Consider the following 25,675-nt stretch of genomic DNA (forward strand, 5'->3'; position numbering starts at 1 on the left):
CTATACTTGTGCGAGTCGCTTTGAGACGTCGACATCCATGCCCCCTTGATGCGAGGTTAGTACCCCGTGCGCCCCTTGATCTTGCTACTCGCCATTATCATCGCCGCCACCGGTGTGACCCCATTCGACTTAACTGGCATCGACATTGGGGCCGATCACACAGGCGAGCAGACTTTAACAGTCATGGTTCTGATTGGCACTTACTTCGCTCTGAAGTAACTAGTGCAAACTATCCGACGGTAAGCGTTCCTTCATCCACCAGGCGAGTCTCTCCCTCGGCCGACTTCAGGATGAGCGTGGGACCGTAAACGATGTAATCCTGATGGAATGGCACGCTCACATTGCCGCCAAATCCAGCGTTGTCGCCAACGGCCAAATGCACGGTGCCGAGAATCTTTTCCGACTCGAGCACGCTATCGCATGGCTGAGCTTTTTCGTTGGTGCCGACACCTAGTTCTGCCAGGTTCCGAGCCACGGGATGGGTTTCGAACACTTTATCAAGTTTAGGCAAGAACGGGGGATCGCCAAGGACCTCGACCAGATTCCCCCCGGCAAAACGGAACCACCACCGCGCAGGATCTTCAGGCGGGCCGACCGACAGTTCACCTTCGGCAGTACCTTCGATCGGGGCGATGAAGCCTTCGCCGCCGGGCAGATTCCCGAATTGTCCCGGCTTGTTGATGATGCCGGTGTCGGCGGTGCCATCGCGACCAGCGAGCGAGAATCGCAACACGCGACCGCCGGCGCTATGTACCTCGGCAGTGTCGGCCGCGGAGAGGGCGGTGGCGGCGGCTTCGCTGCGGCTTTCCACCAGCTTCCAATCCGCGGTCATTACGCCGGCGAACATCTCGAGCTCAACACCTGGCATGGTCGCTGCGCGGGCGATCTTGGTGCGGGTGAGGAGCCGGCGGAAGTTGGTGTGCGAGATGCTCGATGCCGAGAGCACCAGTAATACGTCGATCGAGTCGCTGCCGGCCGACAGGTACTTTTCGAGCTTGGCGACTTCGTCGGCCGTAATGGTCTTGTCGATTAGCTTATCGGCTAGCTGCTCGGTCTTCAGGTATTCCATGAAGCCCGCAGGGTAGACAGCTTCGAACACGTGCAGTGGTGGCTCGGCTCCCGATTGCTGACCGCCGGGATAAGTGGAGATAGTCGTCTCGACCTTTCGCTCAGCTGCCTTGGCGGCAATGAGCTCTGCTAGAGCAACGCGGGTTGGCACGTCGGGATCGCTGCCGGCAAACGGGGCGTCGTCGGTCACAATCGCCAAGCGTTCGCCCGCTTTGCAGGCGAGGTTGATGTCCAAGAGCGAATCAATCGCTTGATCGTACTTCATCGAATCTGTCTTCCGTTCGTTACAAAACTGTAAGTGAGGGGTCCGAGTGGGCTTAGGCGGACTCTTCGTTGGTTGTTTCAGCAGGAGCTGGCTCGGCTGTCCCTTCGCTCGGCTCATCGTGATGCTCGAGTTCAAAAGCCGTGACTAAGGCGATATCGTCGGCCGGGGCCACGGTGCGGAGATCGAGCAGTACGCGTGCTTCCGACCAGTTAGCCAAAATCCGAGGCTCTCCTTCTCTGAGTTGCCGGGCGATGCGCTCCGAATGATCGGTTTCGCACTGCACACTGATTCCGAACGAGGGAAGCAAGCGATTCGCCCCCAGGTCGGTGGCCGGCTCGATTTCGACCAGGGTGGCCGATATCACGCCCGGCAGTGTCTCGATCTGGGCGGCAATCCGCTCAGCCCGCGACTCAAGGTTGAGCAGCGGCGTCGAAAGCAACGCGAGGGTGGGAATCGCCAACGCTGTGCGTTCCGGCGTCTTCCACAGTGCCAGTGTGGCGGCCAGGGCCGATTCGATCAACGGGTCGACCGCCAGCAAGGCGGCCAGCGGGGTATCGAGTGACTCCAGGGCAGGGCGGCGGCCGACGACGATGCCACACCGCGGGCCGCCCAGGTAACCATCGCCGCGGGCGACGACCACCGCAGTTCCGGCCGACAAACTGGCCGCTGCGTTCGGCACGCTGGCCTCGATCGGTTCCGGCAACGGGGCGAGGGGCCCCCGACCAATGTTGTGCACGAAGGTGGCCCCGTGCTGATCGGCTAGCTTCGCAAGCTCCTTGATCTCGGGGCGGCAAGTTTGCTCGCGAAGCACGTGCGGCAGCGATTCGATGCGGAGCAGCATGGCGGCTCCGGCGTCCAAGGCGGTGCGGTAATCGTCAAGCGACACCGAGTCGGCCGCGCCGACTTCCACCAGCTCGACTCCGGCCTGTTTGGCTAGCTCGGTAAGCCGAATGCAGCTGTCCATGGTCCCCATCTCGCCACGGGCGACGACCACGCGTTTGGACCCTCCGCATGCGTGCAAGGCAGCCAGCATGGCTCCCGCTGGCGAAGCATACAGTCGGGCGGCCTGTCCCCCGGCTAGCTCACTCGCCAGATGGGCTGCGGTGGTTGCTCCGCCGACATGGTAGTGCTGCGACACCACCGACATGGCGGCCAAGGCGTCCTCGGGCAAAGGTGGACCCACGAGCCCCGCGGGCCAGAGTTGTCCCGTGGCATTGATCGCCTGTTTTTGCGTGCTGGTGTGACGGCCCAGAATAAACCGCGCTGCGCGGTCGGCCAGTTCGGTAATCGAGGGAATCGGTGCATCGATCGTCCGCCGGCTGACTTCGCGTCGCATGCGGTCGACAAACTGCCGCACGCCGGTGGTGACTTCCATTTCCTGCACCCGATCGACGAGACCTTTGATTCGCGGGTTTTCCAGCAGATCGGTCACCGATGGCAAGCGACCGAATAGATCGTTAGGGGTTTTCATGATCGCACCTTTTGCACAATTCGCACTATGTATTCGGTTCATTCTAGGCGACTATACGCATCATACCACGATTGAGGAAGTCCGTCGCACCGTCCTTCGACACGTTGCCGACTGTTTCGCCGCATGCCGCAAACCGCGTGGTATGTTTGCAGACATTCTATTATTGGCCCGAGTATCGCTTTGCGCCGCAGGTTGCCAATATTGCTGAATCCATTGCGAAAACACCCTTAGACGAAAACTCACACTCTCGTAGGGATTGACATGATCGTGGTGAATACGGAAACCGTTCCCGGCTTTGTGGTCGCTGCTGTGAAGGGCCTGGTACAAGGCAACACAGTGCGGGCCAAACACGCGGGGCGCGACATTGCGGCTAGCTTTAAGAATCTGGTAGGTGGCGAACTTAGCGGTTATACCGAATTGCTCACCGAGTCGCGTCGCCAAGCGGTGGAACGCATGATCGCCCAGGCGGAGCAATTGGGTGCCAACGCGATTGTGAACGTGCGTTTCACCACCAGTGCGGTGACTGCTGGTGCGGCCGAGCTTTATGCTTACGGAACCGCAGTCGTCCTGCAACGCGCCAGCTAACTGCCAGGGAGCATTTTGCTATGGATACGCAAGACCTGATCGCCCTGGTGCTTACAGTGGGTGGTTTCGTATTTATGATTGGCCTGGGCTTTTTTGCTGGCGGCTGGATCGAACGCTCTCACCTGCAATCGCTCGAGGAACGCGAACTACAGAATCACGATTTCTTCGTCACGCAGGTGAAATCGCATCCCGGCATCACCGGGGCAGGCCCTGTGCCCAAGGCGTTTTTCGCCGAAGCGGTGATCAGCAGCGATTACCTCAAGACATTTTTAGGAAGTTTGCGAAACTTCTTTGGCGGCGAGGTCATGAGTTTTCGCACGTTGATGGACCGCGCGCGGCGAGAAGCCCTGCAGCGAATCATTGCACAAGCCCGCGCCGAAGGCTACAACGCCATTTGCAATGTACGCCTTGAAACGGCCGACATCGGTGGCAACACGGTCCCCACGGGCAAACAAAAACCGTTTGTGATGTGTGCCATCCTGGCATCGGCTACCGCTTATCATCGCGCCTAGCGCGAGCAGACGCTCCGTTGGAATCTGCATGCCGAAGCCCGACCATAATCCATCGATTGAACACGAACCACAGTTCAAGGCGGATCTGTTTGAATTGGATCCGAGCGAATGGAAAGCCGAGCAAGTGCTGGCTCACCAGGCAAGCCGCTCCACCGACGACGATGCGGTGGAACACGTGGTGTGGGACGAACCAGCCTTATCCCCCGATTTTTCCGGCAAGCCCGACGAATCGCAGCTTACCTATGATCGCTGGCTGACAAAACACGTGGAAGCGATGCCATGGGGACTAAGTTGGCTGATCACCCTTGGGGTCGCCATTGTGTCGGGCCCGCTAGCCATCGTCGGCACACTTTTTACTCCGCACGGTTATTCAGCGCTCACGGCCTCGTCGATCGTCGTGGTCTCGATCATCGGCCCCACGATCGAGGAGTTCATGAAGGTGGCATTCGCGTTGTGGGTGATTGAAAAACGACCGTATTGGTTTCGTTCGATCCCCCAGATCCTCTTGTGCGCGATCGCTGGAGGGATCTTGTTCGGTGTGATTGAAAACTTGATGTACCTCCACCTTTATATCCCAGGAGCCAATGCAGAACTGGCTCGCTGGCGGTGGACAGTATGCATCGGCTTGCACATGAACTGCTCGTTCGTCGCAGGTATCGGCCTGGCTCGCATCTGGGATAACTGCATTCGCGAGAAACACCGCCCACTGCTAGGGCTGGGAACCCCGTGGATGTTCATCGCCATTGTCGGGCACGGGCTCTACAACTTCTGTGTGACCGTTGCCGAGGTGATGGGCTGGCTCGACTTCGCCAGCTAGCAACCAGCCGTAAGGTGAGACGAGCGACTAGTCGTCGCCGCACACCAAGCTACCCCACTCCACCTGGAACTGCTCTTTGCACTTGGGACAAACTACTTTTTGCCCCAAGAACTTCGCAGGCACGTCTTTATCGTGCTGACACTTGTCGCAGTGAATCTGCACACGACAGGCCGGATCGTTGATGTCGACGTACACTTCCTCCGGAACGTTGCCGTAGGAAATGTCGCTCGCTTCGAGCAACTGCAGTTGCTCCTCACTGATCTCTGTGAGTGTCGACAATCGGTTAGCCATGTTGCGGATGGCTTGCTCGAACAAGTTGCGTGAAGCGCGACCGTTGCCGAAATGCTTGTCACGAACGTCGTAGTGCCAAGTCACCCACTGGATGACCTTCAGCCTCGCTTCGGGCGTGAGCTTGTAGTGGTTCTTGCGACAGAACAACCCAAAGATGGCGGCCAACTCGGCTGGTTTGTAATCGACAAAGTGGAGCTTACGATTGAATCGCGACGACAGGCCCGGATTCGATTCGAGCAACTCCTGCATCTCGTCGGGGTAGCCCGCTAGAATCACAACCAGTTGCTTACGATCATCCTCCGCCCGTTTGAGCAACGCCTGCACGGCCTCGTGCCCGTAGGGGTCCTCGCTACCGTTGGCGACCAGACTGTAGGCTTCGTCGATGAACAGGATGCCGCCGATCGACTCATCGACCTTCTTGTTGGTCTTGGGACCCGTTTGGCCGGCGTATTCAGCGACCAAGCCCGATCGATCGGTCTCTATAAGATGCCCCTTTTCGAGCACTCCCAGCGCCCGATAGATCTTGCCAATGATCCGGGCGACGGTAGTTTTACCGGTACCGGGATTGCCTGTGAACACCATGTGTAAGGCGATGTCGGTCTCTGGCAAACCAGCCGCAGTGCGACGCTGCTGCAGCTTCAGAAAGTTCGTGAGCGAACGAACTTCGTGCTTGATTTCGTCGAGGCCGATGAGCTTATCGAGTTCGGCCAGAGCTTCTTCAACGGTCAGCTCGGGCTCTTGCGGCTTGGCCAACTCCACCTTCTCGGCCGGAGTAGTTTTGCGTTTCTTAAAGTCACGAGAATCCGACTGATGGCTTGGAGGATTCACATAGATACCGTCGTCGGCCGAGCGGCGAAGTTCCTCCACGGCTTGGGTGCCGCTGCGATCTTCTTCGCGAGTTTCCGACGAACCATCGTAGGTCCGCTGCTTCAGGTGGCTATCCAGCTCGAGTTGTATCGAGCGAACCACGGCCGCTTCGGGTGGCTTCATCGTGCCATCGGCACGCGCAACAATGTTTGATAGCCGCGCGACGATCGAGTCGAGCTTTCCGACGCGCTCGCGTAGCGGAGGAATGCGATCGAACGGGCGGACCATGCTGTACCAGGTGAGCTTGGTCGACTCGGTGCTGGCCCGCCGCATGGTTTCGTTGAGTTTCTTGCCGCTGAGCCATTCGCCCCACAGGTGGTGGCAAAGTACCTCGGCCAGGAATCGCTCTTGCTTCGACCACTTTCGATCGGCTTCACAGATCGAAAGATATATTTTCAGCACCAACGCGCGATGCAAGTCGTCCATCAAGGCAACGAACTTGCCATCCTTGCGATCGAGCAAGTGGGGATACTCCCGCTCACACAATTCGCCGCTCGACACGTACAGTTCACGACAATCGCGCAGCGTACGACTGAACAGGGAAGGGCGCGAAGGAGTACCAAACTCATCCATGGCGTAGCACGGTTTTCAGCGAAAGGAATGGCGCACCACCAGCGGTGCACTTCCTCGATTATCGCCGAAGCGGGGCTCACCGCAAGCGGTTCTCAGGCCAGGCCCCGGCGAACCGCCCAAACGGCTGCCTGGGTTCGGTCGGCGACACTCAGCTTGTTGAGCACGTGCTGCACGTGTTCTTTCACCGTTTCGTAACTGATGCCGAGCGCCTGGGCGATTTCCTTATTGGTCAGGCCAAAGGCGAGCTGCTTGAGCACTTCCATCTCGCGGGAGGTAAGCGGAATCTCCATATCGAGATTCGTATCCGGCTCGCCGATCGGTCCAGTGACGCGACGCATGTCCTCGCGACTCCAGACTTTGCCGCCAGCTGCCACTTCGTGAATGGCACCCAACAAGGCTTCGGCCGAAGCATCCTTGGTCATGTATCCTTTGGCGCCGAGCGCGACCGCGCGTGCTACGTAGGTGGGGTTGGCATACGCCGAAAACATCAGCACCGGAAGTTCCGGTTTGATGCTACGAATCTCAGCCAAGCAGCGTAGACCATCGCTTTTGGGCATCCGTACGTCGAGCAGCACGAGATCGAGCTCCATGGATCGTACGTGATGGAGTGCCGATTCAGCGTTGTCGGCCTGAGCAACGATTTGGATATCGCTGCCGATGGTCATATGTTGAACGCCCATCCTGGCAACCGGGTGGTCATCAACCACCAACAGCTTGATTGCCATCGAAACTATCCTTCCTCCAGCGCGGCGGCCTGACTACCGCAGCAGAATGCGAATTGGGTTAATTGACAAAACGGTTGATGCCCCGAAGTGCCCCCACTTCACATGCTAGCAGTGTAACAGCTGTGCGGCTCGACGCAATATAGTTTTTGATTATAAAGGTCCACTTTTAGATCAATGTTGCCAGTTTGCGACGAATGTCGCATACTCGTCGCTCGAATAACTTTACTTGATAGATACCTGTTGCGAGTCCACGTCAATGCAGGCGATTTCGATATCGATAAACCAACTGACTACCTACCGCTGGACCTTGGACGAAGATGTGCACCACGCGCTTCGTACAGGTTTCGACTCAATCGGATTATGGCGTAGAAAAGTTGTTGACTTCGGCGAGCAACGAACTATTGAACTGCTCGACGACACCGAACTTAACGTCAGTTCTCTCGGCTTTGCCGGCGGCTTTACCGGCTGCGACGGGCGTAGTCTCGACGAGAGCATTCGCGATGCACTAGCGGCGGTAGGGTCGGCTGCTCGGCTGAATGCTAACTGCTTGATCGTCATCGCTGGCGGCCAGAATAATCACATTCGACCGCATCGCAATCGCTTGTTTCGCCAGGGGATCGACGAGATGCTCATGGCCGCCGAGGTGGCCGAAGTGACGCTGGCCATCAAGCCAATGCATCCGGTTTGTGCCGGGGACTGGTCGTTCCTCAACAGCCTGGAAGAGACGCTTGAGCTGTTGGAGCTTTACGACTCAGAATACCTCAAACTAGTTTACGATCTTTACCAATTTCCTGAACTCGTTGAGTCGCCGGCGCTCATCGCCGATCTGGTGCCGCATCTCGCCTTGGTGCAACTTGCCGACTCGCGACTGCCACACAGCATCGAGCTGGAACGCTGCCCGCTGGGCGAAGGCAAGCTGCCGCTGCAGGACACGGTCGAATCGTTGCTCTATGCAGGTTATGATGGATCATTCGACGTCGAGCTGATGGGGTCGGAAATTGAGCATTGCGATTACCAACAATTGCTCACCGATACTTACGAAGCACTGACGTCGATGTTCGATCAGTTCGCCTCGCCGGTAGAGGAACAAATCACGAGCCGGCGCGAACTCTAAGGCACCTCGGCTTGTCCTGCTGTGAAGCAAGACCATGCCCGTGGGGCGATGCCCATGGGATAAGGTTGCTGTATAATCAACATGTCACGTTGCCTCCTTTAGAATTCGCGGTCAGACCCTCCCAGCCGAAGTGTCCGAATACGTCGCCATCAACGATTCCATCGCCTTGCCGCGAAGCGAATTGAAATTCTCGTTCTCGCGAAGCCCTGGCCCTGGTGGGCAAAACGTCAACAAGCTTAATACCAAGGCAACCTTGCATTGGGCTTATAACGACAGCGATTTCCTGCCCGAAGAAATCAAACTTCGCTTTGGGCGGTTGTTTGCCAAACGCATCAACGAAGCGGGCGAACTGGTTCTCTCGAGCAGTCGTCATCGCGTGCAACGCCGCAATGTCGATGACTGCCTCGAAAAACTGCGGCAATTGATCCTGGCTGCCGCGGTCGTTCCCAAAGTTCGCAAGAAGCCCAAAAAGTCGGCGGCGGCAACTGCCCAGCGACTGAAAGAAAAACGAGAGCGGGCCGACCGCAAACGAGGCCGCCGTCCGCCGAAATGGGACGACTGATCCCCCTCGATAGGCGGCATGTCGCAGGGTGTCCCGTAGCGGCGACTACCCGGGCCGGCAACGGCCATCTTGCTTTTACGCCCCCGTTTAATCGGGTACTACGAACCTGTTTTTCCGGTTCTGTCAACTATTTTACTTCGCTGAATCGCTTGTAATTCAGTGTTTGTCGCTCGCCTGATTAGGGGTTCTTGGGATACAATTGTCGTGGGCGGTTAATACGAGACGTCCTGTAGTTGAGATCCCGATTTCCCCCGCTGAGTTAGTATCCCATGACGAAACGCCCCCAGCACCTGGACGATTTGTTTGAAGAGTGGCCCTACGAATTTGGCGAAGTGGTCGCACGACTGGTCCTTGGCCATGACGGTCGCGAACTGCTGCAACTCCGAATCGACATGGGCATTCTCCAGTTGGAAGTGAATGGGCGGCCCGACGGTACCCATCCTGGCGGCGAGCTGACTTACTTCGACTACATTTGCCGTCTGGCTGCGGAAGAGGGAACCGATTTCGAACTCGACGATCGACGCTGCGTGGAGATTGATCGCGAGTTTGTGCAGTTCTATCACCGCCGAATCGCCTGGCTGGCCCTAGGCGACTTCGATCGCGCCGCGTCCGATGCGGACCACTCCCTGCAGCTGATGGATTTCGCCTCGCTGCACGCCCCACATCAGGAATGGGCCGAAATGCACGAACAGTACCGCCCGTTTGTACTGTTCCACCGCACGCAAGCGGCCGCTCTCTCGGCACTCGAGTCGCTCGATCCCAATAAGGCGATCTCCGAGATCGAGGATGGACTTCATCAGATCGCCGACGCGTACCGGCTGCAGGGTGCCGATGAAGAAGACCTGGCCGAAGACGAATTTATGCTCCGCCTGGAAGACATGAAAGAGTCGCTCGAAGAGCAATACGAGATCGAGCCGCCGCTCAGCAAACAACTGGCCGAAGCGGTTGCCCGTGAGCAATACGAACTAGCGGCAGAACTTCGCGATCGCATCGCTAGACACAAACAGCCACGCAGCTAGCCAATACACTGCTAGCAATTGGCACATTAGCAGGTGTGTTGATCTCGTTAAACTCACCCCAGTCAGCCAGTCTGGCAGCTGACCACCCACCTTATTGCAACCTTTTGCATTCTCTGCAATCACGCTCCGGCAACTGCTAGCAAACTGCATGTAGCATTTTCTCGGGCGAAATCGCTATTTTCGAGAAAAACGCCCAACGCTGCTAACCATGGCACGCGTGCTGCGTAGTATCAATTATGACCGCCGAGGAGAAATCGCTTCTCCCCCCGGCTGGTAAGGCTTGCGGAGCAGGCCCTACAGGCAAACGGCCAATGAGCCAGAGCCACCTTTTCAACCAACCTATAAAGGAGTGCAGAGATGTTGGTACTTACACGCAAAGCAGACGAAACCATCCGTATCGGCGACGACATTGTCATCACCGTTTTGCGAACCAAAGGCAAGGCTGTTCGGCTCGGCATTGAAGCCCCGAACGACAAGCGTGTACTTCGCGGCGAGATCGCTTTCGATGGCGAAGACATGGCGGACCAAACTTCCGACGCAGAGGAGTCGGCCGTTGTGCAGACCCGCATTTCGCGGAAGGACATCGCCACGCTGATTCCCCAACTGGTTAATACCGAGGCGCCGCTGGCTGGGTTTGTATCGGCAACCCACTAAAGGGTGGCAACGTCGGCCCGGCCGCGGACGCAGAACCTGGAGTCTTTCCGCTCTCGTCCGCCGGCAACTGGGCATTGGCCAATACCACCGAAGAGACGGGGAACGGGCTGCGCTGCAACTCACCTAGTTGCTCCAGCAAGATGCGTCGCACCTCCAAAACACTTTGCGGATGTCGGTGCACGCTCAAGTGGTCCGCAGGCACAACCAACTGCGAGCGGACATTCGGTAGACCCTCCAAGCTAGCGCTGGCAAGTGATACGACACCATCGCCTTCGCTGCTAAACCAGCCATAGATGCCGCTCGCTTCCTGACGACCCACGATATTGTGATATCCCACCCACGGTGCGGGATCGGCTTCGCGAAGCGTCGTAAGCAAGATGGAATCAGGGTCCAGCGAATCGAGACTCGTACGAATGTCGATCGGCGCGTTGTTACGGAAGTAGTCTTTGTTGTCCGCCAGTAAGGTCTGTCGGCTGTTGACCAACTTCATTGGCATGCTAATTAGCTTGTTTCCCGCCCACTGGGTGAAGTCATTTGCAAAGGTACTGCCTTGATGTGGCGTGCCGATGGTGACCACCCTTCGAATGGACGGGTTCGGATGGAAGAAGAAGGCTTGTTGAAGTCCTTGCTTCATCTCTTCGCTAGCTTTTAAATTGCCGAAAGGTTGATCGCTCATCGTCGCCCAGAACTGGTCGCCGCTATCGACGCTCTGCAGCTTCGAAACCAAGCCCCCCATGCTATGCCCGACCAACACCATTTGGTCCAAGGCAGGCGCTTCGTGGTGAGGGTCGACCGACAGACGCATCCGCGAGATGTCTTCCCGCATTTGGGTAGCGCTCACCCAGAAAGGCTGCCCGGTGGGATAGAGATAGAACCAGAACTGGTAGTTGTCGCGAATCTGAGGATCGCTCCTCAGGTCGTTGAACATCTCCATCCACGTTACAGGACTCGACCACAATCCATGCACCATTACGACGGGCATTTTTTCAGGATCGTAGGGCTCGAGCATATAAAGCCCTTGCAGCTTCTCGACCTTGCCAGGGTTTAGCAAACCGAGGGTGGATACTTTGTCGATTTCGAAGTCGGGCTGGTCGAGGAAGTAGGCCAGGGGAGTGCTGATGTCGGATTCGAGCGGAACCCGAACTCCGCTCACCGCTACGGTCTGTCGATCGAGTGGATCGTGCAGTTCGAGTACCAGATGCCGAGCCTTGGGCGACATGCCATCCTTCGGCTCGATGCGATCGATGCGAAGGAACGCGGTCAGCGGGAACGTGAGTTTCTCCGGATAGTACCGCTCGGCACCAAGTTCTTCGGGATGCGACCGCCGCTGGGCAATGACCGGCACGCCTAGTCCATAAGTGTGGTAATGGTTCTTGAGTCCCTTGAGCTGGTAGTCGCTCACGAACTTGAGGCTATCGAAGTCTTCGCTGTGCCAGCCGCTGCTGTAGAGCACGACGTCGAACTTGCATTCGTGACCTACAGTGCTGACCACCCCTTGCGTGCCAGGACGTAGGCTTCCCTCGGCCTGCACGAGTCGCAACGTCCCCTCGAGCGACTGGTTATACAGATCGCATACGCCGCGGAACTGGGGATCGTAAGGGTTCAGCGTATCGGCTTGCTGACGGTCGAACAGATAGTCGTAAGCGTGGACGAGCGAAGTTCCATAGAACGCCAAGGCCTTGCGTTTATCGTCCTTCTCCGCCCGTTTCGCAGCAATGTAGGCTAGCTCGGCAATCGAGTACTGCACTTCGCGATCGAGCGACTCGTCGTAGACCTCCATCAGTCGAGTAATGGCCTGCGACAGATCTTGATCGGCCGACTTCTCCAGATCGTACCGCCGCAGCATCTGAGCCGTGCGGCCCGAAGGCTTAGGCCCTTCTCCCGAAAGTAGATTCAGACTCTCGGTCAGTGGATTACGAGGCGTGCTTCGCACCGAGACCCAATGATTCTTCGACGAAGCACACCCGAGCGTGAGCAGCAGGCATAGAGCGAGCGTGCCCACACACCAAGCTTGGATCGGCTTTGGGTTGCTTCGTGCTATCGTCGATCTCGGCATGGATCCTTCCATGCGTTTGTTCATCAGAGGGTGGCGAGCGAGGTAAAAGAAGTCGAAGAGCGAGGAAGATAGAGAGCTTTGCGAATGCCGTCAACGCGAGTCGCAGTATGCTAGCAATCAACCTCATTCAACTCTTTGTGCCACAACAAAAAGCGGCCGCCCGAACTTCCCCGTTGTTCGGGCGGCCGAAAATTGCACGGCCGTGCAATTCGTCGCAATTCAGATTTTTAGGCTAGCCTTGAATGCTAGCAGCTGGCTCACTTCGCACTTCTCTGGTTCGCTCGAAACCACCTTGGTGGCCGCCAATCGATCACGCTGGTTAACCAACCATCTCACCGGTCGACATGCCAGCAAGCATGCCAGCCAGATGCGGTGTAATTCGATTATTGCTTTCGGCCTCTTCCTCTTCCGGAAGTTCGATCTCAAATTCGGTGGCCGCCTGCTGCAGCTCACCTCGGAGGATGCGAACGTCGCGCGGGGCTTCCAGAGCGATAGTCACACGATTGCCCGCCACGCGGCGAACTTCGATGACAATGTCGTTGCCTATGTGAACTCGTTGACCAGCTTTCCTACTTAGTACGAGCATAGGGTTCTCCTTTTTTGATCCGTCCTTAGTGGTAGGGGCAATCTCCAGGGTTTCGGAGAGCGGCCTCGCTGTGAGACTGACACAACTAGTGCAACCCAAATGCCAAAAGCCAGAAAACACACAACTTTTCATCAAGTTCCAATTTCCACCTGTGTTTAAAGGGGTGCTGTGAATAGCCGTGAAAGCTCGCTAGCAGTCGCGCGGAGCCAAAGGCGTCTCGTTTTGGGATTTCCGTCTGTCAATGAGACAACTCCTGTCGATAAGGACTAGCCGATTAAAGCCGAAGAGGAGACCATAACAGTCCCCGCTCTCTCACACTCAACCAGCAAAGTAAGTGATGCCTGATCTCACCGAACAAGGTTGCCGCGAACGCCGTAAGGCTTTGGTGGCAGCGATGCACGAACTAGACCTCCCTTACGTTGTTCTGACACGCGGCGAGTCGATCCAGTGGCTCACCGGCGTGTACCTTGGCCCTCTGATGCAGCCATCCGCAGCCATCGATGCCCAGGGCCAGGTGACACTCGTGCTGCCGCAACGAAAAATCGATACGCCCGCTGTTGCCGATCGGATAGTCGGCTACGAAGCCAAATGGCACTCCACGATGCGCGACGACCAACGACAAGCCAGTTTGCAGGCGCTTGCTCAAGCCGTGGGTGAGGGGCTCGATCGGGTGGGTGGCGAGTTTTCGGTTTTCCCGCGATACCTCGATACCGACAACCAGTACGCCTGGGTCGATATTGAGCCCACCCTGTTCCGCCTGCGTCGGCACAAGTACCCCGACGAACTGGCGATGATGGCCGAAGCCAACCTGGCCAACGAGAAAATGTACGAGATGGCTCGCGAGATCATCGAACCTGGAGTCAACGAACTCGATCTCTACAGTGCGCTGCAGGCCACCGCGGTCGACACCCTCGGCGAGCCGCTCACTTACTTCGGGCAGGACTTTCGCTGTGCCGCACGCGGCGGCGCTCCGCGGGACCGTCAGGCCGAGGCGGGCGAGCTGTACATCCTCGATCTCGGCGTTGGCTACCGAGGCTATTACTCCGACAACGCCCGCACGATCGCGGTCGATGGCGATCCGACCGACGCCCAACTCGCCGCGCATAACACGCTGAGCCAGGTGTTCGGCATGGTGGAGTCGACTGTGAAACCGGGAGTGAGCTGCAAAGCGATGTTCGAGCAAGTGCAGCAGTTCCTCGACGACGCCGGAACGCAAGGCGTGAGCGGGGTGTTTAACCATCACCTCGGCCACGGTGTGGGCCTGGCCCCCCATGAGGGTCCCCATTTGAATCCCTACTGGGACGACACCTTTGCGGTGGGCGATTACTTCACCGCCGAGCCGGGGCTGTATGCCGACGATTTGCGAGCGGGAATCCGCCTGGAACAAAACTACGTGGTCACCGAATCGGGAGTCGAGCTGCTCACCGACTGGCCGCTGCAACTGTGAGAAACGAAATAACGAATCCTGGAACTTTTGCCCCCTGTTGCGGGTAATGCCTGTCGAATACCCCCGGATACCGTGAGCCATTCCACCCTCGGCGACCGATTTCGGCTGCCCATAGGGAACTAGAGAGCGTAAAATAACGAGTCCCCGTGCATCGGCCACCACTGCGGCAGGTGCTTCTGCCCGCGTAACAGGATCTGAAGAAAAGTCATGGCCGATAGCCAATTCGATCCGAATCAGGAAACCCTCGAAGCCCCATCGCCGATCCCTACGCGCACCAGCAGCGGCGATCAACTTCGTGAGGCTGCTCGCAAACTGGTGAATGTGGTCGAAGGCTCGACGCCGCACCTGAGCAGCGAGACTCGCGACGTGCTGCAGATTCGTCTGCTCGCTGCTTCGGCGATGTTCTCGGCTGGTTTTGCGGCCTTCCTGCTGCGGTGGCTGTTCTCCGGCGAACCGCTCAGCTCGCCCTGGCTGCTCTGGCTGCATTGCGGCATTACTCTGGTCATGGCCTGCACGGCCCTGATCCTGAAAGCCTCGAAGACTCTCACGCTTACCAAGTTGCGTTTGATCGAACTCACGCTGTTCGTCGGTCTGGGCGTGTACTTCGTAGTCGTGTCGCAGCAAAAGTTGCAGCACATGGCGAATCTCGAAAACGGGGCCCACCTGCCGATCATCCTTACCCCGTGGCTGATCCTGATCTTCACTTACGCCTTGTTCATCCCCAACAACTGGCAACGAGCCGCTGCGGTGTTGGTGCCAATGGGCTTGGCTCCGATCGGTGTCATGCTCATGCAACGCATCTATTGCACGGGATTCCAAGAATGCCTGCACTCGAGTGATTACAAAAACTACATCAGCGACCAGTCCATTGGGCTGGTGCTGGCCGTGTCGACCGCTGTGGTCGGCGTGCACTTGATCAACCGACTGCGACGCCAGGTGTTTGCCGCCAAGCAACTGGGGCAGTATCGCCTGAAACAGAAACTCGGCAGCGGCGGCATGGGCGAGGTCTATCTCGCCGAACACCAAATGATGAAGCGGCCGTGCGCGATCAAGCTGATCAAGCCCGACAAGGCTGGCGACTCCCGCATTCTCGCTCGTTTCGAACGCGAGGTTCGCTCGACCGCCAAGCTGTCGCATTGGAACTCGATCGACATCTTCGACTACGGCAACACAGCCGATGGTACGTTCTACTACGTGATGGAGTACCTGCCCGGGCACAACATCGGCGAGCTGGTGGAGCAGGGGGGCCCGCTCCCCCCCGCGCGGATGACTTACCTGATGAGGCAAGTGTGCGCGGCCCTGGCCGAAGCCCATGGCGTTGGTCTGGTGCATCGCGACATCAAGCCCGCGAACATCTTCTGCGCGTACCGCGGCGGTGAGTTCGACGTCGCCAAACTGCTCGACTTCGGTCTGGCGAAGCCGATGCTGCAGTCGGAAGACGGCCAGCTGACCCAGGAGGGATCGATCACCGGTTCGCCGCTGTTCATGCCGCCGGAGCAAGCCACTGGCGAACGCGAAGCCGACGCCCGCAGCGACATCTACTCGCTCGGCGCGGTGATGTTCTACATGCTTACGGGGCGGGCGCCGTTTAGCTACGAACAACCGATGAAGGTGATTATCGCCCACGTTTCGGAAGATCCTCCGCTGCTGCGGGAGTTTGCCCCCGACGCGACGTTGGAATTGGAAGAAATCGTGATGCGGTGCCTGGAAAAAGACCCCGATCATCGCTACCAGAGCGTGATCGAGCTGCGGGATGCCCTGGCCGACTTGCAACTGGACGACGTCTGGACCCCCGATTTGGCCGCGGATTGGTGGAATTGCAAGGCTTGCCCGCAGCGCAAGGCCCTGGCTGCCGCGGCGGTGGAAGCCGCGGCCGTATAATCCACCAGGCCGAATTTTCCCGGCATCCAATCGATTTCGGCTAGTATCTAGCCCCTGACGAACCTGCGGCCTAAACTGGTAGTCTTTCCGGCAGTCATCCGCACTGCTCGTGTAACCTATTCCTAAACTCGAACCCATTGCTGTAATGCCTCGCACGTTATTTGAGAAGATCTGGGACAATCACGTGGTCCATTCGGAGGAGGGTCGCCAGACCATTCTCTATATTGATCTGCAACTGGTGCACGAAGTTACGAGCCCCCAAGCGTTCGAGGGGTTGCGTCTGGCTGGCCGCCCGGTCCGTCGCCCTGAGCGAACCGTCGCCACGGCCGACCACAACGTGCCGACCAGCGACCGCAGCCTGCCGATTGTCGACATGGTGAGCAAGCAGCAGATCGACACGCTTCGCGACAATTGCGCCGAGTTCGGCATCAAGTACTACGATCTCGGCGACATCCATCAGGGCATCGTGCACGTGATTGGCCCCGAGTTGGGTTACACCCAGCCTGGTATGACCATCGTGTGCGGCGACAGCCATACCTCGACCCACGGAGCGTTCGGCGCCTTGGCCTTTGGCATCGGCACCAGCGAAGTCGAGCACGTGCTGGCGACGCAAACGCTGCTGCAATCGAAGCCCAAGACACTCGAACTGCGAGTCGATGGCAAGCTCGGCAGCGGGGTGACCGCCAAGGACATGATCCTCTATCTGATCGGGCAGATCACCACCAGCGGCGGCACCGGCTACTGCATCGAGTTCACCGGCGAAGTCGTTCGCGGCTTGACCATGGAAAACCGGATGACCGTCTGCAATATGTCGATCGAAGCCGGCGCGCGGGCGGGCATGATCGCCCCCGACGAAACCACCTTCGAATACCTTAAGGGGCGCCCGTTCTGTCCGCAGGGCGATGCCTGGGAGAAAGCCGTCGCCGAGTGGCGCAAGCTGCCGACCGACGAAGGGGCCAGCTACGACAAGAGCCTGGTCTACGCCGGGGCCGACATCGCCCCGCAAGTCACCTGGGGCACGAACCCAGGTCAGGTCACCAGCGTTACCGACAAGGTGCCTAGCCCTGGCGACTTCAGCGATCCCACCGAACAGAAGACCACGGCCAACGCCATTGAGTACATGGGCATCGCCGCGGGGCAAGCGATTACCGACCTGAAGCTCGACCGCGTGTTCATCGGCAGCTGCACGAACGCTCGCATCGAAGATCTGCGTGCCGCCGCCGCGGTGGCCAAGGGTCGCAAGGTCTCCGACCACGTCAGCGCGATGGTCGTGCCTGGCAGCGGTCTGGTGAAGCAACAGGCCGAAGCCGAAGGGCTCGACGCGATCTTCCGCGAGGCTGGCTTCGACTGGCGCGAGGCTGGTTGCAGCATGTGCCTGGCCATGAACCCCGATAAGCTGTCGCCGGGCGAGCGCTGTGCGTCGACCTCGAACCGCAACTTCGAAGGCCGCCAAGGTCGCGGGGGTCGCACCCACCTGGTGTCGCCCGCCATGGCAGCCGCCGCGGCGATCGAAGGCCACTTTGTCGACATTCGCGACTGGAGCTAACCCGCGCCGCCAGCTGCTTCGCCCACTCGATTCCAACCATCGTCTACCGCACTCGATATTAAAGCTATGAAGCCATTTACCAAGCATTCCGGACTGGTCGTTTCCATGGACCGGGCCAATGTCGACACCGACCAGATCATCCCCAAGCAGTTCCTCAAGCGAATTGAGCGGACCGGTTTTGGCGAGTTCCTGTTCTGGGACTGGCGCAAGAAGGAAGATGGCACGGAAGATCCCGAGTTCGAGCTGAACCGCCCCGAAGCGAAGGGTGCCAGCGTGCTGATGGCCCGTCGCAATTTTGGCTCGGGTTCGAGTCGCGAGCACGCCCCGTGGGCGCTGGAAGATTACGGCTTCCGCGTGATCGTCGCTCCAAGCTTTGCCGACATCTTCTACAACAATTGCTTCAAGAACGGCATGCTGCCGATCAAGCTGACCGAAGAGCAGGTAGAGGAGTTGTTCCAGCGTGCCGCAAAGCACGAAGGCTACCAACTGACTGCCGATCTTGAGAACGAAGTACTTACCGATGACCATGGTTTCAGCGCTCCGATCGAAGTGGATTCGTTCCGCCGGTACTGCCTGCTGAACGGATTGGACGACATCGGTCTGACCCTGGAACACGAAGACAAAATCGCCGCTTACGAAGCCGCCCATGCCTGAATGCATTCCAGCCCCACGTAGCCGCCGAATCTGTTGGTGGATGTGCCATGCCCTGGCGGTGTTCGCCATGGCGACGCCCCACGCCTGGGCCGAAGGTCCCGACTCGCCGGCCGAGGTGGAGTTCCAGGTGCTGGCCGAAGGGCTGAAGGATCCCGGGCTGGTGGTCATTCGCCCTGGTGGGAGTCGTTCGGGCCCCGATTTGCTGTTCGCCGAGCGGGCAGCCGGCCGAGTGCTCGGCATCGATTCGACCGTCGAGTCGCCCAAAGTGCAGACGGTGCTCGAGGGCTTCGACACCACCACAGGCCCAGCACCTGCCAGCCTGGTATTTCGCTCTCGCAATCGCTTGCTCGCTGCCCTGTCGGGCACCAGCGACCAACCGGCGCTCGTGTGCGAATACAATCTCGACGACGACCGGTTGCCGATGGACAGCAGCGACCGCCATGTGATGCTCAAGTACCAATCGGATTCGGCGATCAGCTTTACAGCCATGGATCGCGACCACGATGGCATCCTGCTGGCTACCGGCGAGCACCACTGGCTGCTGCGTGGCAAGCTGCAGGACGGCCCCGCGGCGAATCTCAAGCGTTTTGTGAAAACCTCCAGTGCAACGAACATTGGCAATCCCACCGCGCTGGTGTTCAGCGAAAAAGGGTACGTGGTTGTTTCCGAAGCCGGCACCGGCGAGCCAGCGGCCACGTGTCGGTTGGTGTTCTATCATCCAGTCAATCAAATCGCAGCTCCTTTGATGGTGCTCGATACCGGGCTCGAGCACATTACCGACTTGGCTTACAGCGAGAACACTGGCAACCTGTATGCGACCAACCTGGCGGCCGACTCCCCCGAACGCTGCGGCGTCTATCGGTTGCAGGCGACCTTCGACGCCGAGACCAACCAGCAAACCTGCAACGCAGTGCTGGTAGCTCAGGTCGACCATCCCACCTCGCTTGCTTTCGCAAACGATGGTTCGCTGTACATCACCAACGCTGGCAAAGGCCAGCTGTTGAAAGGCCCCAAGAGCTTCTAGTGTTGGGCAATTGCTGAGTTCCTCTTTTGGTTGAATCGAACGGATGACTACTCGTCGCGAAAAAATCGAAGCCATGCTCCAGGATGAGCCGAACGATCAATTCTTGCGCTACAGTCTGGCGATGGAGTTCAGCAAGGAAGACAATCACGAACGTAGCCTCGGTTTGCTCACGGAATTGATCGAAGATAATCCTCCTCACGTGCCTGCCTTTTTCATGGCTGGGCAGCAGTTGGCTGGGTTAGGTCAGATTAATAAAGCGCGCGACGTGCTGCGGGCGGGCATCGACGTTGCTCGCCAGCAAGGCAATCAGCACGCAGCCGGCGAGATGAGCGAGTTCCTCATCTCCCTCGGCGGGGCAGGGGAGTAGCAGACTCCCCCCACCAGGCGGGCGCTATTTTTTACACACATTCGCAACCGCGCAACTGGTGCACGAGCTGCATCCCCCTTGGCCGGCCGCCTCCTCGGTGCCGCACCCGGGACCACACCCCTCGAGCAGGGTATCGGTAAACTGGCGGAATTTCACCGTCGAGTCGTACACCTCGGCCAGCTCGGAGGTCAGCGCTTCGACCTCCGGCGATACTTCACCCAGGAAGTAAAAATAGAGCCCCTGGCCATCGAGCAGCAGCTCGACATCCACCAGCGCGGCCTTCAATCCGCGAGCGGCCAGTAGGTTCACGCACTCGGTAAATGCCTGATCGCGGCGTCGTTCGAGCCGTTCGGCCAGTAGCTCGTCCTCGGTGGTCATGAGCCGCAGCACTTCGCCATCCGCTTGATCTGCGGGTTGCTCTGGCTGCGGTTCTGCGAGAATCTGCCCCATTTCGAGTCCCCGCACGGTACGCACCACCACGCGACGATCCCGCGGATAGCATGTGCCATCGGGTGAGCGGAATCGGCCCACGACTCCCATGGCGCCAACGCGTACGATATGTGAAGACATCAATCCCTTTCTCGGACGAATAGCCTGTTTCGCAGGACAGCACGACTGGCTTGCTCGAATGTGCCGATACAAGCAATAATACAAACTTACCACAATCCCTCTTATACCAGATTCTTCAAGCATGATTGCACCTACCGCCACTTCGGACACCGCTGTTTCTCCCACTCACTGGCACGAATTCGCCGACCGGGTACTGGCTGGCGAGCAACTTACCGCTGCCGAGGCCGAGAGCATTCTCGCTGCCCCCGACACCGACGTGCTCACGCTGCTCGACGCCGCGTACCGCGTGCGGCACCATTATTTCGGGAACCAGGTGCAGCTTTACCTGCTGATGAACGCCAAAAGTGGCTTGTGCCCCGAAGACTGCCAGTACTGCTCGCAGTCGAAAACCTCCGAAGCCAAGATTCCTAAGTACAACATTCTGAGCCGCGACAAACTGATGGACGGCGCCCGCGTCGCCGCTGAGCGTCAGGCCAAGACGTATTGCATCGTCATCTCGTCGCGCGGTCCCAGCGAACGCGAAATGCAGGCGGTCGAGACGATCGTGCCTGAAATCAAATCGCAGTACGACCTGAAGATCTGTGCCAGCCTGGGGCTGTTGACCCCCGAGCAGGCCGACCGCCTCAAGGCGTGCGGCGTCGATCGGGTGAATCACAACCTCAATACCGGCGAAGAGTATTACGGCGAAATCTGCACCACCCACGGCTACGGCGATCGCGTCGACACGCTCAAGGCGGTTCGCACCGCCGGCATGGAAATGTGCAGCGGTGGCATCATCGGCATGGGCGAGAAGCATGCCGATCTGGTGCAAATGGCCATTGAGCTTCGCGAACTCGGTGTACATTCGATTCCTGTGAACTTCTTTAACGACATCGAAGGCACCGCCCTCGAAAACAAGTGCAACCTGACTCCTCAGGACTGCCTGCGGGCGCTGGCGATGTTCCGCATGGTTTGCCCCGATCGCGAGATCCGCATTGCCGGCGGTCGCGAGAAGCACCTTCGCAGCCTGCAACCGCTGGGGCTGTATCCCGCGAACTCGATGTTCGTCGGCGACTACCTGACCACCCAAGGCCAGGCCGCCGAAGAAGACTACCAGATGCTTCGCGACCTTGGTTTCGAAGTGGTCGAAGCCGCCGAAGCCCGTCGGTAAGCACCTGCAATCCGACACGGGCCGCCGCTGGCGGACCGGCTAAGTCGACATTTCAAAAGCCCCCACTTTCGGTAAATCGATTCGTGGGGGCTTTATTTTTGCCGTACGCTCGCCCTCCGCGTCGCGTTTGCCCTCGATTTGCAGCCACTTTTTTACATGGCCGGTCATCAACCGAGCAGCGTTTCGCCCCAGGCCGCTGACGAGTGGGGGCAAAACGCCCAGCGGGCCCCCACGCTGCGAGCCGCTTTTGGGGACCCAGAGTAGTGACTTCCGGGGCCGCACCGAGAGCGCCCCGACTATTGCGCCGGGCGTCTGCGTTCGATTCATGCTGCTAGTGCTCTCGTGCTTCATTGGCTATCTCCTTACATACACATATATACATCTGTACCGCATCCTTTTATAGCAGAAGAGGTGGCCATTTTCGACAAGAAAGTGGTCGATTTTGCCGGGCAAAGAGGAGTCCGACGTCCGCGACTTGCCTGGGGTCGGCAGAAAAGCCTGCGATTCCCTAAAAGACCTACTTGAGCCAAATGGGGACTTTTTCCCTTGGTGACCGAACAAGGCGAATACCACCTCCAACATGTTCGCACGGTAATCGATGCACTCGATCCGCAGCAATCTGAATGTGAGTTTTGGTGCGAGCCTCCTACTTGGACTCTTTCGATAGATCACTTTGCTTTCGACAACTCACTTCGGCCTTGTTGACTAACTCCACTCGAACTGTGGAAGCCCGAGTTGGGTGAATTGATTGATGATTTTACAGCGCAAGCGGGCTTCCGTTTGTTGGTTTTCGAATACTCGGTTTTTGAGATGGCTCCCAAAGCTTTGTTTCACTCGGTACATGGTCGTTTCCGCCAAGCTTCTACGATGATAGCCCACTTCCTCTTTCCAACTCCTACGCCCCTTGCGTCGAATCTGACGAATTGCCTCGTCCCGGGGCAAAGGCTCCTCCGCAGAGTTGCCATGTTGTTTGATCTTGGCGTTGTGCTGCGGCGGAATCACCGGCTCAATGCCTTCGGATTCCAGCCCTTCATAAACCTTCCACTTGTCGTAACTACCGTCGCCGTGAAACTTTTTTACGGGCTGCTCCACCTGCTCCAGCATTTCGGGAACCGCATCGGCATCGTGGCAACTGTTCTCGGTCAAAATCTCCGCCACAATCTCGCGGGTGTCAGGATTCACCGACAAATGCAGCTTCCGCCATGTCCGCCGCTTCGACTTGCCATGCGTCCGCATCTTCCATTCGCCCTCGCCAAACACTTTCATGCCGGTGCTATCCACCACGATATCGATGTCGCCCCTCTTGTTAGCGATATCGAGCGAAACATTCAGCTTGCTGGCTCGCTTGGCGAGCGAAGAATAATTGGGAATCGCTGCCTCGACGCCCAACATCGCCACCAGCGAGCGGCCGAATCCCTCAGTCTGCCGATAGGGAAGTTTCAGCAGTTCGCGAATCGTCAGCAAGCACTCGATCGCCGTATCGCTGAAGACAAAAGGGCGACCGACTTTTGTCTGGTCGTTAGGATGTTCCCAGTTCTCCAACGCCTCGTCGCTAAACCAAATAGTGATGTTTCCACGCTCGATGAGCGACTTGTTATACTCCTTCCAGTTCGTGACTTTGTAGGTTCGTTTTTCTTTCGTAGCCATGTTCGATCTCCGTAAAAAAGGTACGTGGTTCCATTCCACGTTAGTTTTTACGGAGGTTTGTGACTAATTGTTCAACAAGGCCGCCCGCAATTGTGGCTTGGCTGCTTTCACCAGAGCCCGAATTTCGTCGGCTGTAAACAGCCGTTCCCCCACTTCGTTCCTGCGCTGGCGAATTGCCCTAGCGGATGGCGACCGCAGAGCGACGGCATAGCGAATGTCGCAGCCTAGCTCTTGATTGGCATACTTGAAAATCATACGGGCAATCGTCAGGTGCCGTTTGTGCGACGATGGGGCTAGCTGCTGACCATTTTTTCCTTTTCCGAGAACCGACCGCAGCCTCCCCAGGTCATTATTGTGGATGGCCTCGACTGGCCGGGCCTTGCCCAGGGTGGCGACGATGGTATCGCAGATTGTGCGGTATTCGTCATAGGACCGCTCTGTCAGGTCGCCCGAATCGCGGGCTACCTCCCGATCATCCAAGAAAGCATCTAAGATATTTGCAACTGTTGTCGCTGTTGTTGGCGGGGTCTGACCTAGATATAGGTAGTCCCGCTGGTTGTGGAAATTATCCAGGGCGGACCGCCAATCCGACCACGTCCCAAAATAATAGACTTTGCCATGAATCTTTTTCGACCACTGACCGTTGCCGTTGGCTGTGAGCGGGAATCCGGGGTAGGGCTTTGCTGGTTTCATGTTGCAAGTGTAGGTCACGGGGTGAAGGGGTATCGCACGGGGTATCGTGCCCCTGACCCACTTGCCAGAATGATTAAAAAATGCCTATAAAATAGGCTTACGCCCGTAGCTTAGTTGGATAGAGCAGCGGACTTCTAATCCGCAGGTCGCAGGTTCGAGTCCTGCCGGGCGTGCTCTATTCCTGTCGCGATAGGCAAGTGAGCTTACCGCTTGTCGTCGACGCGATCTTTCAGATCGACGTAGTCCCGCTGGGCCGGGCCGGTGTAGACCTGACGCGGACGGTAAATGCGACTCTTCGAGTCGTGCACTTCCTTCCAGTTCGCGATCCACCCAGGCATCCGGCCGATGGCGAACATCACGGTGAACATATCGGTCGGGATACCGAGCGCCCGCAGCACGATACCGGAGTAGAAGTCGACGTTCGGGTACAGGTTGCGTTCGACGAAGTAATTGTCCTTCAGGGCAATCTCTTCCAGGCGTTGGGCGATGTCGAGCAGCGGATCCTTGCGTCCCAAGCTGGCCAGCACCTTGGCGGCTTGCTTGCGGAGGATCTGAGCGCGAGGGTCGTAGCTCTTGTAAACGCCATGGCCGAAGCCGAATAGCTTTTCCTTCTTCTGCTTCACGCGCTCGATCAAGCTGTCGATGCTCTCGCCCGAAGCGTGAATACGCTGCAATTGCTCAATCACTGCCACGTTGGCACCACCATGCAGCGGGCCCCACAGAGCACACACACCAGCCGCACACGAGGCAAACAAGTTCGCCCCGGCCGAGGCCACCATTCGCACGGTCGAGGTCGAGCAGTTTTGCTCGTGATCGGCGTGCAGAATGAGGAACAGCGACAACGCCCGCAGCACGTCGGGATTCGGCTCGTAGTGCTTGGTCGGCAACGAGAACATCAGATGCAGGAAGTTGCGGCAGTAGCTCGACTCGGGCTCGGGATACATCCAAGGCTGACCGATCGAGGTCTTGTAGGCGTAGGCAGCCACGGTGCGAATCTTCGAAATCAACCGAGCAGCGGCGTTCTCGAACGAGTCGTCCTCTTCCATGGCCAGCACGTCTTCGTTGTAGCACGACAACGTGTTGATCATCGACGACAGAATGGCCATCGGGTGACCGCTGGGGGGGAACCCGAGGAACGAGTTCCGCATGCCTTCGTGGATGGTCTGATGTTCCGACAGCAAATGACGGAAGTGGTCGAAGTGGTCGGAAGTTGGCAGCTCGCCGTAGATGAGCAGCATCGCGGTTTCGACAAACGTCGACTTCTCGGCAATTTGCTCGATGGGAATGCCGCGGTACCGAAGAATGCCTTCTTCGCCGTTAATGAAAGTGATGTCCGAGCGAACCGAGCCCGTGTTCCGATACCCTTCGTCGAGGGTGATCACGCCGGTTTCATCGCGAAGATGCCCAATGTTAACCGCTACTTCGTCTTCGGTACCAACGAGTACCGGTAGTTCAATGCTCTTATCGCCGAGACGGAGTTCCGCCTTGTCTGGATGGTTCGCCATTTGATTGCTCTCGATTAATGCCTTTG

25 protein-coding genes and 1 tRNA gene are annotated in these 25,675 nt (G+C 58.1%); 16 read left to right on the plus strand and 10 right to left on the minus strand.

What is annotated here, in order from left to right; translation table 11 throughout:
- The first annotated feature begins 66 nt into the window (after positions 1–66).
- Positions 67–219 carry a hypothetical protein gene (locus Pan181_RS26025; protein WP_197529100.1) on the plus strand — a complete coding sequence of 51 codons (153 nt, stop codon included), beginning with the start codon at positions 67–69 and terminating at the stop codon, positions 217–219.
- A gap of 10 nt (positions 220–229) precedes the next feature.
- On the opposite strand, the gene Pan181_RS09535 is transcribed toward Pan181_RS26025, so the two are convergent.
- Positions 230–1,333, minus strand: coding sequence for an aminopeptidase (locus tag Pan181_RS09535; protein ID WP_145246602.1), 1,104 nt, complete (start codon positions 1,331–1,333; stop codon positions 230–232).
- 52 nt (positions 1,334–1,385) lie between these two features.
- Complete coding sequence (locus tag Pan181_RS09540) at positions 1,386–2,804, minus strand: hypothetical protein (protein ID WP_197529101.1); 1,419 nt, start codon at positions 2,802–2,804, stop codon at positions 1,386–1,388.
- Between the two features lie 261 nt (positions 2,805–3,065).
- On the opposite strand from Pan181_RS09540, the gene Pan181_RS09545 reads away from it, so the two are divergent.
- Genes Pan181_RS09545 through Pan181_RS09555 form a run of 3 tightly spaced genes read left to right on the plus strand, consistent with a single transcriptional unit; the run spans position 3,066 to position 4,718 of the window.
- Positions 3,066–3,389 (plus strand): YbjQ family protein, encoded by a 324-nt coding sequence (locus Pan181_RS09545; protein WP_145246604.1) that lies wholly within the window; start codon positions 3,066–3,068, stop codon positions 3,387–3,389.
- A gap of 20 nt (positions 3,390–3,409) precedes the next feature.
- Complete coding sequence (locus Pan181_RS09550; RefSeq protein WP_145246605.1) at positions 3,410–3,901, plus strand: YbjQ family protein; 492 nt, start codon at positions 3,410–3,412, stop codon at positions 3,899–3,901.
- 28 nt (positions 3,902–3,929) lie between these two features.
- Positions 3,930–4,718, plus strand: coding sequence for a PrsW family glutamic-type intramembrane protease (locus tag Pan181_RS09555; protein WP_145246606.1), 789 nt, complete (start codon positions 3,930–3,932; stop codon positions 4,716–4,718).
- A gap of 27 nt (positions 4,719–4,745) precedes the next feature.
- Here the strand turns inward: Pan181_RS09555 and Pan181_RS09560 are convergent, their stop codons facing one another.
- Both Pan181_RS09560 and Pan181_RS09565 read right to left on the minus strand, forming a co-directional pair.
- The gene (locus tag Pan181_RS09560) at positions 4,746–6,449 is read right to left on the minus strand and encodes an AAA family ATPase (protein ID WP_145246607.1); all 1,704 of its coding nucleotides are present in this window, start codon (positions 6,447–6,449) and stop codon (positions 4,746–4,748) included.
- Between the two features lie 92 nt (positions 6,450–6,541).
- Entirely contained in the window at positions 6,542–7,174 is a 633-nt protein-coding gene (locus Pan181_RS09565; protein WP_145246608.1) for a response regulator, read from the minus strand.
- 319 nt (positions 7,175–7,493) lie between these two features.
- Here Pan181_RS09565 and Pan181_RS09570 point away from each other — a divergent pair, with 319 nt between their 5' ends.
- The 4 genes from Pan181_RS09570 (at position 7,494) to Pan181_RS26865 (ending at position 10,523) form a co-directional block, all read left to right on the plus strand.
- Complete coding sequence (locus Pan181_RS09570) at positions 7,494–8,288, plus strand: sugar phosphate isomerase/epimerase family protein (protein WP_197529102.1); 795 nt, start codon at positions 7,494–7,496, stop codon at positions 8,286–8,288.
- A 130-nt stretch (positions 8,289–8,418) separates the two neighbouring features.
- Positions 8,419–8,850 (plus strand): alternative ribosome rescue aminoacyl-tRNA hydrolase ArfB, encoded by a 432-nt coding sequence (gene arfB / locus Pan181_RS09575; protein ID WP_197529103.1) that lies wholly within the window; start codon positions 8,419–8,421, stop codon positions 8,848–8,850.
- A 269-nt stretch (positions 8,851–9,119) separates the two neighbouring features.
- Positions 9,120–9,869, plus strand: coding sequence for a UvrB/UvrC motif-containing protein (locus Pan181_RS09580; RefSeq protein WP_145246611.1), 750 nt, complete (start codon positions 9,120–9,122; stop codon positions 9,867–9,869).
- 357 nt (positions 9,870–10,226) lie between these two features.
- Positions 10,227–10,523 (plus strand): carbon storage regulator, encoded by a 297-nt coding sequence (locus Pan181_RS26865; protein ID WP_145246612.1) that lies wholly within the window; start codon positions 10,227–10,229, stop codon positions 10,521–10,523.
- On the opposite strand, the gene Pan181_RS09590 is transcribed toward Pan181_RS26865, so the two are convergent.
- Together Pan181_RS09590 and Pan181_RS09595 are read right to left on the minus strand one after the other, a co-directional pair.
- Positions 10,477–12,525, minus strand: a complete 2,049-nt coding sequence (locus Pan181_RS09590) for a lipase family protein (protein WP_145246613.1) — start codon at positions 12,523–12,525, stop codon at positions 10,477–10,479. The two genes, Pan181_RS26865 and Pan181_RS09590, sit on opposite strands and share 47 nt — an antisense overlap.
- Before the next feature lie 373 nt (positions 12,526–12,898).
- Entirely contained in the window at positions 12,899–13,165 is a 267-nt protein-coding gene (locus Pan181_RS09595) for a carbon storage regulator (protein ID WP_145246614.1), read from the minus strand.
- Between the two features lie 337 nt (positions 13,166–13,502).
- Here Pan181_RS09595 and Pan181_RS09600 point away from each other — a divergent pair, with 337 nt between their 5' ends.
- The 6 genes from Pan181_RS09600 (at position 13,503) to Pan181_RS09625 (ending at position 20,084) form a co-directional block, all read left to right on the plus strand.
- Positions 13,503–14,612 (plus strand): M24 family metallopeptidase, encoded by a 1,110-nt coding sequence (locus Pan181_RS09600; RefSeq protein ID WP_145246615.1) that lies wholly within the window; start codon positions 13,503–13,505, stop codon positions 14,610–14,612.
- A 207-nt stretch (positions 14,613–14,819) separates the two neighbouring features.
- Positions 14,820–16,493: a serine/threonine protein kinase gene (locus Pan181_RS09605; RefSeq protein ID WP_145246616.1), complete on the plus strand. Its 1,674-nt coding sequence runs from the start codon at positions 14,820–14,822 to the stop codon at positions 16,491–16,493.
- Between the two features lie 145 nt (positions 16,494–16,638).
- Entirely contained in the window at positions 16,639–18,039 is a 1,401-nt protein-coding gene (leuC, locus tag Pan181_RS09610; RefSeq protein ID WP_145246617.1) for a 3-isopropylmalate dehydratase large subunit, read from the plus strand.
- 66 nt (positions 18,040–18,105) lie between these two features.
- Entirely contained in the window at positions 18,106–18,693 is a 588-nt protein-coding gene (leuD, locus tag Pan181_RS09615; RefSeq protein WP_145246618.1) for a 3-isopropylmalate dehydratase small subunit, read from the plus strand.
- Entirely contained in the window at positions 18,686–19,717 is a 1,032-nt protein-coding gene (locus Pan181_RS09620) for a hypothetical protein (protein ID WP_145246619.1), read from the plus strand. The genes leuD and Pan181_RS09620 overlap by 8 nt, the downstream gene beginning before the upstream one ends.
- 43 nt (positions 19,718–19,760) lie before the next feature.
- On the plus strand, positions 19,761–20,084 hold the full coding sequence (locus Pan181_RS09625; protein ID WP_145246620.1) for a tetratricopeptide repeat protein: 324 nt from the start codon (positions 19,761–19,763) through the stop codon (positions 20,082–20,084).
- A 24-nt stretch (positions 20,085–20,108) separates the two neighbouring features.
- On the opposite strand, the gene Pan181_RS09630 is transcribed toward Pan181_RS09625, so the two are convergent.
- Positions 20,109–20,654: a PSP1 family protein gene (locus tag Pan181_RS09630; RefSeq protein WP_197529104.1), complete on the minus strand. Its 546-nt coding sequence runs from the start codon at positions 20,652–20,654 to the stop codon at positions 20,109–20,111.
- Between the two features lie 121 nt (positions 20,655–20,775).
- On the opposite strand from Pan181_RS09630, the gene bioB reads away from it, so the two are divergent.
- Positions 20,776–21,804 (plus strand): biotin synthase BioB, encoded by a 1,029-nt coding sequence (gene bioB, locus Pan181_RS09635; RefSeq protein ID WP_145246622.1) that lies wholly within the window; start codon positions 20,776–20,778, stop codon positions 21,802–21,804.
- A gap of 705 nt (positions 21,805–22,509) precedes the next feature.
- Here the strand turns inward: bioB and Pan181_RS09640 are convergent.
- Positions 22,510–23,451: an IS5 family transposase gene (locus tag Pan181_RS09640; protein WP_145244898.1), complete on the minus strand. Its 942-nt coding sequence runs from the start codon at positions 23,449–23,451 to the stop codon at positions 22,510–22,512.
- A 63-nt stretch (positions 23,452–23,514) separates the two neighbouring features.
- Positions 23,515–24,144 (minus strand): hypothetical protein, encoded by a 630-nt coding sequence (locus tag Pan181_RS09645; protein WP_145246623.1) that lies wholly within the window; start codon positions 24,142–24,144, stop codon positions 23,515–23,517.
- Between the two features lie 99 nt (positions 24,145–24,243).
- On the opposite strand from Pan181_RS09645, the gene Pan181_RS09650 reads away from it, so the two are divergent.
- Positions 24,244–24,317: transfer RNA gene (locus Pan181_RS09650), tRNA-Arg, on the plus strand.
- 30 nt (positions 24,318–24,347) lie between these two features.
- Here the strand turns inward: Pan181_RS09650 and Pan181_RS09655 are convergent.
- Entirely contained in the window at positions 24,348–25,649 is a 1,302-nt protein-coding gene (locus Pan181_RS09655) for a citrate synthase (protein WP_145246624.1), read from the minus strand.
- Between the last annotated feature and the right edge of the window lie 26 nt (positions 25,650–25,675).

The organism is Aeoliella mucimassa (assembly GCF_007748035.1).
Lineage (GTDB): Bacteria > Planctomycetota > Planctomycetia > Pirellulales > Lacipirellulaceae > Aeoliella > Aeoliella mucimassa.

What these genes read in the sequence shown, in the direction of transcription:
- Pan181_RS09535 (WP_145246602.1), bottom strand. Translation starts at nt 1,333, where the DNA reads ATGAAGTACGATCAAGCGATTGATTCGCTCTTGGACATCAACCTCGCC.
- Pan181_RS09540 (WP_197529101.1), bottom strand. Translation starts at nt 2,804, where the DNA reads ATGAAAACCCCTAACGATCTATTCGGTCGCTTGCCATCGGTGACCGAT.
- Pan181_RS09545 (WP_145246604.1), top strand. Translation starts at nt 3,066, where the DNA reads ATGATCGTGGTGAATACGGAAACCGTTCCCGGCTTTGTGGTCGCTGCT.
- Pan181_RS09550 (WP_145246605.1), top strand. Translation starts at nt 3,410, where the DNA reads ATGGATACGCAAGACCTGATCGCCCTGGTGCTTACAGTGGGTGGTTTC.
- Pan181_RS09555 (WP_145246606.1), top strand. Translation starts at nt 3,930, where the DNA reads ATGCCGAAGCCCGACCATAATCCATCGATTGAACACGAACCACAGTTC.
- Pan181_RS09560 (WP_145246607.1), bottom strand. Translation starts at nt 6,449, where the DNA reads ATGGATGAGTTTGGTACTCCTTCGCGCCCTTCCCTGTTCAGTCGTACG.
- Pan181_RS09565 (WP_145246608.1), bottom strand. Translation starts at nt 7,174, where the DNA reads ATGGCAATCAAGCTGTTGGTGGTTGATGACCACCCGGTTGCCAGGATG.
- Pan181_RS09580 (WP_145246611.1), top strand. Translation starts at nt 9,120, where the DNA reads ATGACGAAACGCCCCCAGCACCTGGACGATTTGTTTGAAGAGTGGCCC.
- Pan181_RS26865 (WP_145246612.1), top strand. Translation starts at nt 10,227, where the DNA reads ATGTTGGTACTTACACGCAAAGCAGACGAAACCATCCGTATCGGCGAC.
- Pan181_RS09595 (WP_145246614.1), bottom strand. Translation starts at nt 13,165, where the DNA reads ATGCTCGTACTAAGTAGGAAAGCTGGTCAACGAGTTCACATAGGCAAC.
- Pan181_RS09600 (WP_145246615.1), top strand. Translation starts at nt 13,503, where the DNA reads ATGCCTGATCTCACCGAACAAGGTTGCCGCGAACGCCGTAAGGCTTTG.
- Pan181_RS09605 (WP_145246616.1), top strand. Translation starts at nt 14,820, where the DNA reads ATGGCCGATAGCCAATTCGATCCGAATCAGGAAACCCTCGAAGCCCCA.
- leuC (WP_145246617.1), top strand. Translation starts at nt 16,639, where the DNA reads ATGCCTCGCACGTTATTTGAGAAGATCTGGGACAATCACGTGGTCCAT.
- leuD (WP_145246618.1), top strand. Translation starts at nt 18,106, where the DNA reads ATGAAGCCATTTACCAAGCATTCCGGACTGGTCGTTTCCATGGACCGG.
- Pan181_RS09620 (WP_145246619.1), top strand. Translation starts at nt 18,686, where the DNA reads ATGCCTGAATGCATTCCAGCCCCACGTAGCCGCCGAATCTGTTGGTGG.
- Pan181_RS09625 (WP_145246620.1), top strand. Translation starts at nt 19,761, where the DNA reads ATGACTACTCGTCGCGAAAAAATCGAAGCCATGCTCCAGGATGAGCCG.
- Pan181_RS09630 (WP_197529104.1), bottom strand. Translation starts at nt 20,654, where the DNA reads ATGTCTTCACATATCGTACGCGTTGGCGCCATGGGAGTCGTGGGCCGA.
- bioB (WP_145246622.1), top strand. Translation starts at nt 20,776, where the DNA reads ATGATTGCACCTACCGCCACTTCGGACACCGCTGTTTCTCCCACTCAC.
- Pan181_RS09640 (WP_145244898.1), bottom strand. Translation starts at nt 23,451, where the DNA reads ATGGCTACGAAAGAAAAACGAACCTACAAAGTCACGAACTGGAAGGAG.
- Pan181_RS09645 (WP_145246623.1), bottom strand. Translation starts at nt 24,144, where the DNA reads ATGAAACCAGCAAAGCCCTACCCCGGATTCCCGCTCACAGCCAACGGC.
- Pan181_RS09655 (WP_145246624.1), bottom strand. Translation starts at nt 25,649, where the DNA reads ATGGCGAACCATCCAGACAAGGCGGAACTCCGTCTCGGCGATAAGAGC.